General features: G+C 57.5%; 11 protein-coding genes. 10 read left to right on the top strand and 1 reads right to left on the bottom strand.

Annotated features, from left to right (window positions below; genetic code table 11):
• Positions 1–19: 19 nt before the first annotated feature.
• The 8 genes from ACEE43_RS10245 to purM all read left to right on the top strand — a co-directional run bounded on the left by ACEE43_RS10245 (position 20) and on the right by purM (position 9,942).
• The gene (locus tag ACEE43_RS10245) at positions 20–727 is read left to right on the top strand and encodes a TetR/AcrR family transcriptional regulator (protein ID WP_449107561.1); all 708 of its coding nucleotides are present in this window, start codon (positions 20–22) and stop codon (positions 725–727) included.
• Between the two features lie 38 nt (positions 728–765).
• On the top strand, positions 766–3,795 hold the full coding sequence (locus ACEE43_RS10240) for an MMPL family transporter (RefSeq protein WP_449107560.1): 3,030 nt from the start codon (positions 766–768) through the stop codon (positions 3,793–3,795).
• 149 nt (positions 3,796–3,944) lie between these two features.
• The gene (locus ACEE43_RS10235; RefSeq protein WP_449107559.1) at positions 3,945–4,943 is read left to right on the top strand and encodes an asparaginase; all 999 of its coding nucleotides are present in this window, start codon (positions 3,945–3,947) and stop codon (positions 4,941–4,943) included.
• On the top strand, positions 4,943–5,338 hold the full coding sequence (locus ACEE43_RS10230; protein WP_449107558.1) for a sterol carrier family protein: 396 nt from the start codon (positions 4,943–4,945) through the stop codon (positions 5,336–5,338). The genes ACEE43_RS10235 and ACEE43_RS10230 overlap by 1 nt, the downstream gene beginning before the upstream one ends.
• A 73-nt stretch (positions 5,339–5,411) precedes the next feature.
• Positions 5,412–6,518 carry a hypothetical protein gene (locus tag ACEE43_RS10225; protein WP_449107557.1) on the top strand — a complete coding sequence of 369 codons (1,107 nt, stop codon included), beginning with the start codon at positions 5,412–5,414 and terminating at the stop codon, positions 6,516–6,518.
• 26 nt (positions 6,519–6,544) lie between these two features.
• Positions 6,545–6,916 (top strand): hypothetical protein, encoded by a 372-nt coding sequence (locus ACEE43_RS10220; protein ID WP_449107556.1) that lies wholly within the window; start codon positions 6,545–6,547, stop codon positions 6,914–6,916.
• Positions 6,917–7,071: 155 nt separating this feature from the next.
• Complete coding sequence (gene purF, locus ACEE43_RS10215; protein WP_237210174.1) at positions 7,072–8,799, top strand: amidophosphoribosyltransferase; 1,728 nt, start codon at positions 7,072–7,074, stop codon at positions 8,797–8,799.
• Positions 8,800–9,942 carry a phosphoribosylformylglycinamidine cyclo-ligase gene (gene purM, locus ACEE43_RS10210; protein WP_346874928.1) on the top strand — a complete coding sequence of 381 codons (1,143 nt, stop codon included), beginning with the start codon at positions 8,800–8,802 and terminating at the stop codon, positions 9,940–9,942.
• A gap of 175 nt (positions 9,943–10,117) precedes the next feature.
• Here the strand turns inward: purM and ACEE43_RS10205 are convergent, their stop codons facing one another.
• Positions 10,118–10,843 (bottom strand): DUF6270 domain-containing protein, encoded by a 726-nt coding sequence (locus ACEE43_RS10205; protein WP_449107620.1) that lies wholly within the window; start codon positions 10,841–10,843, stop codon positions 10,118–10,120.
• A 107-nt stretch (positions 10,844–10,950) separates the two neighbouring features.
• Between ACEE43_RS10205 and ACEE43_RS10200 the strand changes: the two genes are divergently transcribed.
• Both ACEE43_RS10200 and wecC read left to right on the top strand, forming a co-directional pair.
• On the top strand, positions 10,951–12,936 hold the full coding sequence (locus ACEE43_RS10200) for a CgeB family protein (RefSeq protein WP_449107555.1): 1,986 nt from the start codon (positions 10,951–10,953) through the stop codon (positions 12,934–12,936).
• A gap of 59 nt (positions 12,937–12,995) precedes the next feature.
• Positions 12,996–14,255, top strand: a complete 1,260-nt coding sequence (gene wecC / locus ACEE43_RS10195) for a UDP-N-acetyl-D-mannosamine dehydrogenase (RefSeq protein ID WP_449107554.1) — start codon at positions 12,996–12,998, stop codon at positions 14,253–14,255.
• Positions 14,256–14,297 lie beyond the last annotated feature (42 nt).

Here is a 14,297-nt window from a genome sequence, read left to right as displayed (position 1 = left end):
TTGCAGTTACTGTAAATACATGCTGAAACACACCCCTCCCCTCGACCGGCGCAGGGCCCGCTCGACGGCGTCCAAGCAAAAAATCGCCGCGGCCGCTGAACACCTTGTGCTCACCGGCGGGCGAACAGGCCTAACAGCCTCGGCCCTTGCAGAGCAGGCAGGGGTCTCAGAACGCACCGTCTTCAACCACTTCAAAAAGCTCGAAGACGCCCTAACCTACCAGCTCTCATCCCACCTCGAATCCTGCATCGACGAGCCCCCCTTCCCCCGGGGAGTCGCTATTGAAGACCTCCCGCAGGCCCTGGTGCAGCACTTCCACGAGGCGGTAGAAACCGAAAGGGTGCAGCAGGATCTCGTCCGCTTTGTCACCCTGGGCGCAGCACTGGTCGAGGAAGAGTTTGACCTGGTAGCCCGCGAAGTCACCCTCACCCTGGGCGATATCTGCAACGCCCTCTGTAGCGAGTTTGATCAGCTCTACCCCGATCTATCACTCGACCAGTCACTAGCCCTTGGTCTCTTCGCCTACAACCTGCTGATGGGTTATGTTTTCGCCTTTGTGCGGTTCGCTCAAGAACTTGACGAAAACATTTTTGAAGAGCCCACAAAGCAACTGGTTATCGAGCCCCAGATGATCGTGCCCCATATCCACGCTTACATCAACCAGGTAGCAGCCGGAACCCCGGTATTTGCCGCTGACGGCAGCGCTACCTCCCACCAGACCGTTTAAGAGAAAACACAACCACACGAAAGGAAAACCGGCAGGCCATGTCTGAGTTCCTCTATAAAGTCGGTAGCTTTGCAGCTCGCCGTGCCTGGGCCGTTATCGGTATCTGGGCGCTGGTGATTGCTCTAGCTGGCGGCGCCTACGCCTCTTTTAAGGGCGATTTGACCGATTCCATCACTATTCCTGGCACCGAGGCGCAGCTGGTTCAGGAAGAGCTGAGCGACACCTTCAATCTGAATCTCAATGCCGGTACCGGTTCTGCCATTGTGCAGACCGAGGACGGCTCAGCCTTCACCGATGCGCAGAAGGCTGCTGTGGCGAGCGCCGTTGCTGAGTCCGAGACCGTTGAGGGCGTTGATAGCGTCACCGACCCCTTTGCTGTAGCTCAGCAGCTTGCGGACGGCCAGGCGCAACTTGAGGCGGGTCAGGCTGAGGTGAGCGGGGGCGAGCAGCAGCTTGCGGACGGCCAAGCTCAGCTTGATGCCGCTAAGGCCCAGTTGGATTCGGGGCAGGCTGAGCTTGATTCCCGCAAGGGTGAGCTTGAGTCTGGTCAGCAGCAGCTCGATGAGGGGTATGCCCAGCTTGAGGACGCCCAGAATCAGCTGAACGAGGCCCGTAGCCGTCTTGAGGGTGAGGGTGCTCCGCCGGAAGCTTTTGGTGAGCTCAACGGCCAGCAGGCTCAGCTGGATGCCCAGAGGGCTCAGCTGGACGCTACCGCTGAGCAGCTCAATCAGGGCCGCACCCAGCTGGAAGAGGCCCAGGCCCAGCTCGATCAGGGTCGCGCCGACTATGAAGCCGGTCTTGCCCAGCTTGAAGATTCCCGTTCTCAGTTAGAGAGCGGTAAGGGCACTATCGAGCAGAACGCTGCTCTGCTGCAGATGTCTGAGAGCGGTGTTGCGATTTCTGAGGATAACTCCACCGCCATTATCTCTGTTACTTTCGATGCTGAGACCGGTTCTATCCCTGTAGAAACTCTCGAAGAAACCCAGCAGAAGCTCAACGTGCTGTCCGATAACGGCCTGACCGTCACCTACGACCAGTACATGCAGGGTATCGAAACAGAGATGAACGCGACCGCTGAGGCTATCGGCATCGGCATTGCCTTTATCGTCCTCTTCCTGATGCTGGGCACCCTGGTCGCTGCCGGGCTGCCGATTATCATGGCGATTATTGGCGTGGGCACCTCGGCCCTGGCCGTCCTATCGCTCTCGAGCGTCATCGAGATGACCTCCACTACTCCCACCCTGGGCACCATGCTAGGCCTGGCTGTGGGTATCGACTACACCCTCTTCATTCTGAACCGCCACCGCACCAACCTGGCTAAGGGGATGAACGTGAAGGAGTCCATCGCCCTGGCCACCGGCACCTCCGGCGGCGCGGTCTTCTTTGCCGGTGCCACCGTTATCATCGCCCTGCTGGGTCTGAACGTCGTGGGCATCCCCTTCCTGGGCGTGATGGGTAACGCCGGTGCCTTTGCGGTTGCTGTTGCCGTGGCGGTAGCCACCACTCTCTCCCCCGCCGTGATGTCTCTGCTGGGTGAGCGCATCCTGAGTAAAAAGCAGCGGGCGAAAATTGCGGCTGGCGCTCAGGCTGCCAGCGAGGACGACGCCCAGGCAGCTTCCATTCGGGCAGAAGCTAAGCAGGCGGCGGCTGCCCATGAGGAGGCCCACCGCGGCTGGATCGGCCTGATCTTGAAGAAGCCGATTGCCACCGTTGCCGCTGCGGTTCTGGCGCTGGGTGCTGTCGCCCTGCCGGTGACCGATATGCGGTTGGGTCTGCCGACCGGTGCCTCCCAAACCACGGATTCAGCTGCCTACATCTCGTACACCACGATTGCCGACAAGTTTGGTGAGGGTCAGAACGGCCCCATCGTGGTAGCAGCTCGCCTGCCCGAGGGAACCACCGAGGAACAGGCTAAGGCTCTGCAGGTTGAGGTGGGCCAGGACCTTCTGGATCAGAGCGACGTTTCAGCCGTCATTCCCGCCATGATCTCTGACGATAACTCCGCCCTGCTCTACCAGGTGATTCCCGACGAGGGCCCCAACGCCCAGTCAACCACCGACCTGGTGCACGCCCTGCGTGATATGACCGTCTCAACCGATAACGGTGAGGTGACCTTCGGCGTCACCGGTCAGACCGCAATGGCCGTTGATATTGCCCAGAACCTGGCTGAGGTTCTGCCGGTGTACGTTGCGCTGGTGATGGGTCTGTCGTTGCTGGTTCTGATTCTGGTATTCCGCTCCATTCTGGTGCCGGTCACCGCGACCTTGGGCTTCCTCTTCTCCCTGCTGGCAGCGCTCGGTGCGACCACGGCTGTATTCCAGTGGGGCTGGGTTGCTGAGCTCTTCAACGTTTCAACCCCCGGCCCGCTGCTTGCCTTCCTGCCGATTCTGGCTGTGGGTATTCTCTTCGGCCTGGCTATGGACTACCAGCTCTTCCTGGTCTCGGGCATGCGAGAGGCCTACTCGCACGGTCGTGGAGCCAAGACCTCGGTTGTCGTGGGCTATCATCACGGCGCCCGCGTGGTCACCGCTGCTGCGCTGATTATGGCCGGTGTCTTTATCGGCTTCGTCTTCTCCGGTGACCCCATGATTGCTTCCATCGGCTTCGTGCTGGCGGTCGGTGTTCTGCTGGACGCCTTCGTCGTGCGCATGACCCTGATTCCGGCGCTCATGTACCTGCTGGGTGAAAAGGCCTGGTGGCTCCCCGCCTGGCTCGACCGCCTGCTCCCCGACCTGGACGTTGAGGGCACCAAGCTCGAAGCTCGGGCCCAGGAGGAAGAGGCGGCCCCGGTACCTACTGAAGCGCGGACGTCCGCCCCGGTGGAAGACGCTCGGCACGAAGTGGTGACCCCGGCACCCGCTCAGCAACCGGTATCCGCTCCGGAGCGTCCGGTCAGCCCCACCCAGGTTGTGGCGGTTGAGTCCACACGAGCGCTGGCCCAGGCCGCTGTGGTTGCTGCCGACCAGGCCCTGGCCGCGGCAGACGAAGCCCAGGTTGAGGCGCAGCGAGCTGCCCGCGCGGCCCGCGAGGCGCTCAAGGCCCTTTCTGAGCAGCAGAAAGAGCAGTAGCGAGGACGCCGCACCCGGCCCATCTCGCACGGTCAGTCGGCAGATGCCCGCATTTATTCTGAAAAACCCGCAACTAGTTGCGGATGAATCAGAATAAGTGCGGGCATCGCTCGTTTCAGCGCTAGTGGCTACCCAGTAGACTGGTGGGCATGCAGACTTTTACCGCGCAGCAGGCAGCAGAGCTGGCAGTCGTCACCCGTGGTGACTTTATCGAGTCCCGCCATGTGGGGTCGCTGGTCGTACTGGCGCCCGACGGTTCTACCGCCTTGAGCCTGGGAACCCCCGAAGCTCTGGTCTATGCCCGTTCGGCGCTCAAACCCTTGCAGGCTATTGCATCGATGAACGCGGGGGCTGAGCTACAGGGGGCCCAGATTGCGCTGGCTGCCGGTTCCCATACCGGTTCTTTTGAGCATATGAAGGTTGCCCAGTCGGTGCTGGCTGAGGCCGGGCTGACCGCCGATGCGCTACTCTGCCCTCCTGCCTGGCCTGCTGATGAGCCCAGTTACCACGCACTGGTAAGGGCCGGCCACGACAAGCAGCGTCTGGCTTTTAACTGTTCCGGTAAGCACGCGGCCTTTCTGTGGGGCTGTGTGAAGTCGGGGTGGTCGACAGATAACTACACCGACCCGCACCACCCCCTGCAGGAGCTGGTACTTCAGACTATTGAGGAATTCACGGGTGAAACTCCCCAGTATGTGACCGTGGACGGGTGCGGTGCCCCTGTTGCTGCTACCTCGCTGGTGGGCCTTGCCCGGGCCTATTCCACTCTGGGCTCGGCGGTTGAGAACATTACAGCTGATGCCCGCGCAGCCACCGTCGCTACGGCTATGGTGGACTACCCCGAGTACGTCCACGCTACGGGCGGCTCCGATACGGTGCTGGCTGAGACCCTCGACGCTGTGGTTAAGCGCGGGGCTGAGGGTGTGCTGGCTATTGGGTTGCGCTCTGGCGCATCGGTGGCGCTGAAGATGCTTGACGGCTCTAACAGGGCTGCTTCCCTGGCCGCGGTGCGGGCGCTCCAGGCCGCAGGTTATGTAGAGGCTGAGGTGGCTGACCGGGCGATTGCTGGAACCACCCTACCCATCACCGGCGGCGGGCAGCCCGTTGGTTCTCTTGAGCCTGGCGCTGCCTTCGAGGGGCTCCTCTAATGGCGATTCGCCGCAAGATTACCGAGGCGGACGGCCTCGCCGCCCTTGCCCAGGTACGGCAGGTTTTTGAGGGGGCAGAGGGTGAGGACGCCCGCGCGGCGGCTTTCGCTGCCCTGCCCCGGAGCGTGCGGGCGGCGTCCGTCCGTTTTCTACTCGAGGAGCTAGCGACTCTTGCCCCGGGGAATTCGGTGGAGGTGCGGGTGCCGCCTTTTGGGGTGACCCAGTGTATTGCCGGGCCGCGGCATACCCGCGGCACCCCGCCCAACGTTGTTGAAACCGACCCGATGACCTGGTGCGCTATCGCGCTGGGTTATGACAGCTGGCAGAGTGCTGCCCCCGCGATTTCGGCGTCCGGGCTAAGGGCAGATCTCAGCGACTATCTGCCACTTCTTTAAAAATAAAAGCCCCGGGAGCTTACTCAAGGCAGAGGCCGCACCGGGGCGTTCACACTCATGCTAGCATGAACACATGCCTGATAAAAATGAGATGGACATTACAAAAATTTTGGAGCTTCTCTCCGAACCACGTCTCTCGCCTTACAGAGCACAAACAGCTTCAGCTCCAGAAGCGCTGGAACTTTACACCTGGATACATCGCATGGCGAGTACCTGCTTTGAGCTGATTGCTTACCTTGAAGTAGGGGTGCGTAATTCCATAGATAAGGCCCTCAGGGAATACCACGAACAGAGCCCCTCAAGCGTCCCGTGGATTTTTTCACAGCCACTCATCAATCATCACATTGCTGAAATGATAGCAACAGGGCGGAATCGGCTCCCTGAAGTACATCAAAATAACCGGGAGCAGATTTCAGCATCTCTTTCTTTTGGCTTCTGGTCTGGACTGCTGGGAAGCAAATATGATGAGCTATGGAAAAAATGCCTGCATAAAGCATTTCCGTACGCCTACCAAGGGAAGCGTAAATCTGTCGCTGTAGAGCTAGAAGCTGTAAGAAAATTTAGAAATAGGATCGCCCACCACGATTCTCTGCTTAATACAGACATTCTCTTTGAAGCTACAAGAATCTTTAAGTTGGCTGGTTATATAGACCCGCAGTTCGAGAAATGGATGCGATCTGTATCGAGAGTTCATACTATCTACGCAGAGAAGCCCGTAAACTCAGAAGACACCGTTGTGGTAGCGGGGAAGGACGCCTGGCCTCTCTACTGCGACCACCATATCTACGTGTGCCAGGCCGGGAGATCCTTCAAGGACGTCAAATATATAGCCTTTTACTCGGAGAAAGAGATTAAGCCTGAAGTAGCACGAATCAAATTTAAACGTGATGATGTGCCCTGGTCTGAAGAACACGCAGAGCAGCTCATAGCAAGCAACAACCGAAATGAACGCAAACTTGGTAACGCTATCTTGGCTGCCCGCGCTGCAGGTTGGGAAGGTGGTCGTTACCAGGTTTTTATCCTTTCATCACCCGACGAAAAACCTCCCCACGGTGAGCATAGAACCCTTAACCATCCCATTAAACACGAGCGTCACGGTCGCGGAAGCGCATATACACAAAGTCAAAGATATACATCTCTCCATGCTTTAGAGTTGGCACAGACAACAGGCGATTTATAAATCTAGCCTTGGTAAAGTTAGTAGTTATGAGCATCCTGTCGAGATTCCGTCGCCCCACCGAACCTGCTGCTCCTCTCACCGAGACTGAGAAGCAGGCAGCCCCCGGCCAGCACTTTGCGCCGGCGTCCGCGCCTGACCGTGCCAACCTGACGGTGCGCCGCGCCCCCTCCCTGCCGGCCTTTGCTATCACCGGCTTGCTCGTCGGCCTCATTGTGGCTTTTGTTGTGACCGCCCTCGGCCCGGAAAACCCCAACTATACTTTTGGCGCAATCTACGGCGTGATGGCCGTTATCTTCGGGGCCCTCTGCACCGCCGCTGCCATCGTAGTAGCCCTGCTCCTCGATAAGCGCTCGGCCAAGCGCACCACCACCTACCGCGCTGTCAGCCAGCAAGACTAAGCCAAGCCCACCCGTGAGCAGAAACGTTCACACGGTGGGCTTTACTTATCAGCAGCGTATCGGGCAGGTACACTTGATATGTTCGCTCGCTCACGTGCGCTACCCCACGCTACGCGGCGAGATAACCACCCCACAACAAGAGACGGAAAACCACCTTGGCTCGTCCTGACGGAAAACTATCCTTCGACCTTGACCCCGTTGATCACGGCCCTAAAGACGAATGCGGCGTCTTTGGTGTATGGGCCCCCGGCGAAGATATCGCTAAGCTCACCTACTACGGCCTCTACGCTCTACAGCACCGTGGCCAGGAGTCAGCCGGTATCGCCACCAGCGACGGCAAACACCTGAACGTCTACAAAGATATTGGCCTGGTATCCCAGGTGTTTGACGAGGCCACCCTCAACTCAATGACCGGCCATATGGCGGTGGGTCACTGCCGCTACTCCACCACCGGTGGCAACATTTGGCAGAACGCGCAGCCGACCCTGGGCGACACCCCCCACGGCACGCTAGCTCTGGCCCACAACGGCAACCTGGTTAACTCGGCTGACCTTTACGACCGTCTGCTGGCTAAGAACGGCGGTAAGCGCCCCGAACGCGGTGAGCTCGCCCAGGGCAACACCACCGACACCGCCCTGGTCACTGCCCTGCTCAAGGATCACAACTTTGACAGCCTCGAAGAGGCCGCCCTCGATCTGCTCCCCACTCTCTCAGGTGCTTTCTGCCTGGTCTTCATGGACGAGCACACCCTCTACGCTGCTCGCGACCCCCAGGGCGTGCGTCCGCTGGTCTTGGGCCGTCTTGACCGCGGCTGGGTCATCGCCTCAGAAACCGCTGCCCTCGACATCGTCGGTGCGTCCTTCGTGCGCGAGGTAGAGCCCGGTGAGTTCATCACCATCGACGAGGATGGCCTGCGCTCCCAGCGCTTCGCCGAAGCTAAGCCCGCCGGTTGCGTCTTTGAGTATGTCTACCTGGCCCGACCCGATACCACGATTTCGGGCCGCAGCGTCTATGAGTCCCGTGTTGAGATGGGGCGTCAGCTGGCCCGTGAGCACCATGTAGAGGCTGACCTGGTTATGCCCACGCCCGAGTCCGGTACCCCGGCGGCGATTGGTTACGCCGAGGAATCCGGCATTCCCTTCGGCAACGGCCTGGTGAAGAACGCCTATGTGGGCCGCACCTTCATTCAGCCTTCACAGACCATCCGCCAGCTGGGCATTAGGCTCAAGCTCAACCCCCTGCGCTCCGTAGTAGAGGGTAAGCGCCTGGTCGTGATTGACGATTCTATCGTTCGCGGTAACACCCAGCGGGCCCTGGTGCGCATGCTGCGAGAGGCTGGTGCGAAAGAGGTCCATGTGCGGATTTCGTCCCCGCCGGTCAAGTGGCCCTGCTTCTACGGTATTGACTTTGCCTCGCGTTCCGAACTGATTGCTAACGGGCTGACCATTGAAGAGATCGGTAAGTCGCTGGGTGCAGATTCCCTGGGCTTCATCTCAGAAGAGGGCATGATTGCCGCTACCGAGCAGCCGCGCGAGCGCCTGTGCACCGCCTGCTTTACCGGTAAGTACCCCATCGAGCTACCCAGCGAAGACCGCCGCGGCAAGTCCATCTTTGATGATTCCAAGGGGGGCCCGCTGGCCGGTACCGCGGCTGAGGTGACGGTGGAGCGTCCTGTTGCCCATAAGCCTTCTAAGGCCAAGGCGGTGTCTATCGAAACCCGCCCCGGCACCGAGGCGCTGGAGCACAAGTTTGATGGTGCCCCGGCGGCGTCATCGGGCACCGGCTCTTGTGAGCCTGGCCCCGATTCAGACCTTGAAGATTTAGTCCTTCCCCAAGATACGATTCCTGCCGATTCTACCGGCACTGACCGAGAGGCCCGCTAAATGAGCGAGAACCAGAACGCAGTTACCTACGCTTCGGCTGGTGTAGATGTTGAGGCGGGCGACCGCGCTGTTGAGCTGATGAAGGACGCCGTCAAGGCAACTCACGGGGCCGGTGTGGTTGGCGGTGTGGGCGGCTTTGCTGGCCTCTTTGACCTGTCTGTGCTCAAGGATTACCGCAAGCCCTACCTGGCAACCTCCACCGATGGTGTGGGCACCAAGGTGGCAATTGCCCAGAAGCTCGATATCCACCACACCATTGGCCATGACCTGGTGGGTATGGTGGTCGACGATATCGTGGTGACCGGTGCCCGCCCCCTCTTTATGACCGACTACATTGCCACCGGTAAGGTGGTACCCGAGCGCATTGCTGATATTGTGCGCGGTGTGGCTGAGGGCTGCTCCCTGGCTGGTACAGCCCTGGTGGGCGGCGAAACCGCTGAGCACCCCGGTCTGCTGGCTGAGGACGAGTACGACGTGGCAGGTGCCGCTACCGGCATCGTTGAGGCTGACGAGCTGCTGGGGCCCGACCGCGTGCGTGAGGGCGATGTGCTGATTGCTATGGCCTCCAGCGGTATTCACTCTAACGGCTACTCCCTGGTGCGTAAGGTGCTTTCGGTTGCTGGCTGGGAGTACGAGCGTGAGGTGGCCGAGCTGGGCCGCACCCTGGGTGAGGAGCTACTGGAGCCCACCCGCATTTACACCGCTGACTGCCTGGATTTGATTGAGGCTTTCCCCGTGAACGGTGAGGACGGCCAGACCGGTTCGGGCGTACGCGGCTTCTCGCATGTGACCGGTGGCGGTCTGGCCGCTAACCTGGCCCGTGTGCTGCCGGTAGGTACCGTGGGCGTGGTGGAGCGTTCGACCTGGGAGATTCCGGCGATTTTCAAGCTGATTGGTGAGCTGGGTTCTGTGCCCCAGGCTGACCTGGAACGCACCCTCAACCTGGGTGTGGGCATGATTGCTGTGGTTGACCCGTCGGTTGCTGATGCGGCCGTTGAGCGTCTGAACAAGCGTGGTCTGCCGTCCTGGGTACTGGGTACCGTGCAGAAGGACACCGGCGAGCACAAGGCCAACCCCGATTATGTGCAGGGCGCTAAGGGCGTGGACGGCGGCGCGGCGGTGCTGCTGGGCTCCTACAAGTAGGTAGGGCTTAGGTTGTAGCGGCTGCCAGGGCTCGTAGCCGAGCATGAGGCGCTCCCCTCTTGACTGTGGCGCTGGTAGCCGTATGTAGTGCCAAGAGCATTGCATAGGGCAACCAGCGCCACTTTCATGTGGAGAGAGACCGGGGTGCAGGTTTCATTTTTCTCTAGCGTTTAGGTTAAACCCGATATCCTTCTGCCCTAAGCTGGTCGATGACGTAGCGGTACACCTCATGGGTGTAGTGGAAGGGGGCTAGGCCCCAGCGGTGGTTGGGGTCTGCGTAGGTGATGTTGACGGGCACGGTGATGGTGCGGACGCCGGCAGCGGCTAGGTGCTCATAGTAGCGGGCGTAGAGCCGGTTTGCTTCGGGGGCGCTGAGCCCCATTGAGGCGGGTGTGGGCTGCCCGCCGGGGGTTGTTTCAGCCCAGTTGATGTGTAGCAGGCGGGTGCGCTCTAACAGGCCAGCATCCCGGAGCCTGTCGACGAAGGCGTCGGTCTTCTCGCACCAGCCTTCGAAGTGGGTGTCGCTCCCGAAGGGCACGTGGGTGTGGGGTTCAAGAGCATCGAGAGCTGGCTGTGAATGAATGAGGTCGATGGAGCGGGTGATGATTTCTCCGCTCATGAACCAGTGCACGCCGTGGCGCTCGTCGGTAAGGTCCCAGAGAAATATATCGATGGTTTCTGCTCGTTGGAAGAGCTGTTTCAGGGGGGTTCCTGCCCAGTCGTCACGGACCATGCGTTCTTGGAAGGCTGAGTTGAGACCGAGGCTGGCCGGTAGTTTCTCGCTGGCGTCGCTACCTTCGGAGAGTACGGAGTGGCGGGCTGTGTACCCTGCCAGGGTGTAGCTTCCGGCAGGCAGAGCAGCGACGGTGTCCCGAGCAACGCAGGAGCCGTAGACGTAGATTCGCGGTGAGTCGGTGATAGCCAGTTCCTCTCGGCGATTGTTTTTTCAGTCTGAACTATAGTATGTGAAAAAGGACGTCTATGATGTGAGTTGCGAGGAGGCTGAATATGCAGGTACTAGGTGATGTGCAAGAAACCCTTTTAGGCATACGTAAGAGAGTTTGGCATGTTCGGCATGGTGGGATAAAGCAGCTGAAAACTTTTTTGCGCAGAGAGCAGCTGTTTGGGCGTAATCATGGTGACCTAGTTAGATCTGGCGCAAAGGTATTAACAGGTTCGCAAGCAGTGGGAGAAATTCCAAAAGTAGTTAGAGACCCGCGGCTTGGTTCTGGGTACCGTCTAGAATTTGAGCCGTCGAAGGCGCTGCCCTTACCTCTGACGTATCCAGGTGTTCGTGCCGCGGTTATTCTTGATGATTTTTCTTTGCAGGCGTGGGGAGCTGAGTTTGAAACTGTAGTAGTTACACCAGAAGATTGGCTCCAGCAGATCACCGAAAACCCGGTAGATTTTTTGTTAGTAGAATCTGCCTGGGCAGGTAATGGGGGTGCCTGGCAGTACCACTTGACCGGTCCGAGCGCTCCACGTCCTGCTGTTATTGAGCTTCTTGCCTGGTGTAAAGAGCAGGGTATTCCTAGCGTGTTTTGGAATAAAGAAGACCCTCCTCATTTTGAGGATTTTCTCGATACTGCACGTCTTTTTGATTATGTCTTTACATCTGACTCAAACATGGTGCCCCGATATCGGGAAAAGCTTGGTCATGACCGTGTGTTCCCTTTATCATTTGCAGCTGCTCCAAGTCTCCATAACCCCATACGTGCAAGCAAACATGGGGGGTCTCGGGGTGTTGCTTTTGCAGGGACTTATTTTGCCCATAAGTTTCCAGAACGCCGCGAGCAGATGGATACGCTGCTAACCGGCGCTCTGGCCGGAGCTGCTAAGAGCGGTGAGCCCTTCGAGATTTATTCCAGATTTTGGGGTAAAGACGCTAAGTATCAGTTCCCTGAACCGTTTGCTAGCCATGTTGTGGGGTCTCTGCCATATCTGCAGATGGTAAGAGCTTATAAAGCTCACAAGGTTTTTCTGAATGTAAATTCAGTTATTGATTCACCAAGTATGTGTGCCCGACGTATTTTTGAAATTTTGGCTTCAGGTACCCCGGTAGTGACAACTGGCTCTGCGGCTATTCGACAGTTCTTTGATGAGCGTCAGCTACTGGTGGTAGAAAATGAAGCAGATGCTGAATTGAAAGTTCGGTCCCTACTTAATTCTGAAGTTTTACGAGCACGTTCTGTACATATGGCACAACGGGAAATCTGGACTCGACACACGTACGCGCATCGTGCTCAACAAGTGTTGCAGGTTATAGGAGTTCAGGCTAAGGCAAGTCTTCGCTCATTTGTGAACGACCCTTTGGTGACTGTTATGGTCGCAACTATGCGACCCCATCAAGTCGAGAAAGTCTTTGAGACGGTAGGACGCCAGAAAGATGTTCAGGTTCAACTCATTCTGCTGACCCATGGTTTTACCCTCAAGCAATCGGAGGCAAACAGGCTAGCGAAACAGCACGGAATCAATAACTTCTCACTACTGCAAGCATCTTCTGCGAAAACGTTAGGTGAATGTATGAACCTAATGGTAGCTGCCGCGCAGGGTGAAGTTATCACCAAAATGGATGATGATGATTTATATGGCGATTACTATCTTATCGATCAATTGAACTGTCTAAAGTTCTCTGGGGCAGACCTCGTAGGCAAGGGCACCCATTACATGTATTTAAAAAATACAGATATCACGGTTCTACGCCGAGCCAACGTAGTCCATCGTTTTACAGATTTTGTAGCTGGCCCCACCATTATGGGTTGGGCCGTTACCTTCAGGGCTAACCCTTTTGACCCCATCAGCATAGGCGAAGACAGTGCTTTCCTGGAGTCTGTGCTTAAGGCAAACGGTTCTATCTACGCAACCTCCCCCTTCAACTTCATCCAAGTTCGCCAATCCCAGGGCTCTCACACGTGGGACATCTCTGACGAAACGATTCTAGCCAGAAATCAGGCTGTGTATTACGGGCTAAACAAACGCGATATTATGTTATAGATACGCCTCCCGTAGAACATCATCACTACACACCCAGCACATTTAAAGAAGGTTCCCCTATGCCCACTCGTACTGTAGCTTTCGTAGGCCTTGGCTACATCGGTCTGCCGACAGCCGTTGTAATGGCTAACCACGGCCTTAAAGTAACCGGTGTTGATATCAATGCCGCTAATGTAGAGCGCATCAACCGTGGTGAGGTCACCATCGTAGAACCGGGGCTTGAAGAGCAGCTGCAGAAGGCTATTTCTTCTAGCAATCTCAGGGCAACCACAGAGATGCCCCATGCTGATGTTTACGTCATTGCGGTTCCCACTCCCTTCAAGGAGAACTATGAAGGGGACCTTTCTTACATCATGGCTGCTGCTAAAAGCATCGCGCCGCAGCTCAAGGGTGATGAACTGATTATCCTTGAGTCCACCTCTCCCCCCAAGACTACTCAGAAGCTTGCTGCTAAGGTCCTCGAGCTTCGCCCTGATCTTGTTGCTGATGGTACCGAAAACTCTGAAGGCAAGCCGGTCATCTACTTCGCTTACTGCCCCGAGCGTATTCTACCCGGCTACGCTATGGAAGAGCTCATCACTAACTCTCGTATTATTGGCGGGCAAACCGCAAAGGCTACTGAAATTGCCAAGGAGATTTACGGAGCTTTCTGCACCGGTGAGCTGGTAGCAACAGACGATGTTACCGCTGAGATGGCTAAGCTAACCGAAAATTCTTTCCGCGATGTCAATATTGCTTTTGCAAATGAGCTGTCGCTGATTTCTGACAAGCTTGGTATCGATGTTTGGGAACTTATTAACCTAGCGAATAAGCACCCTCGCGTGAATATTTTGCAGCCTGGCCCCGGCGTTGGCGGTCACTGTATCGCTGTTGACCCCTGGTTCATTGTGTCAACAGACCGCGAGAACTCTAACCTGATTCGCACCGCCCGTGAGGTTAATGATGGTAAGCCTAGCTGGGTGTTAGGCAAGGTCGCAGATGCTGTTGCTGAGCTCAATGCCGAGCGCCCGATTATTGCTGCGCTTGGCCTAGCCTTCAAGCCCGACATCGATGACCTTCGTGAATCTCCTGCGCTTGAGATAACCGCAAAACTCGCAAAGGCCTTTCCCCAGGCTCAAATTCTGGCTGTTGAACCACACGTCAATGAGCTACCGGCAAAACTGCAGAATTCCAAGAACCTTACTCTGGCTACAACGCAGGAGGCTCTCCAGCAGGCTGATATTGTCCTGTTGCTGGTAGACCACCAGGTCTTCAAGACAGTCGATCGTTCCAAGCTTGCTGGTAAAAAGGTTATTGATACCAAGGGTGTCTGGCGTTAGTCTTAATCTCCTTTTTCTTCCTTAGCTCCAGGTATAGAAAGT

This window comes from Rothia sp. 11254D007BW (assembly GCF_053548195.1).
Note: the sequence above shows the minus strand (reverse complement) of the source record. Positions and strands in the feature narration are given on the sequence as shown.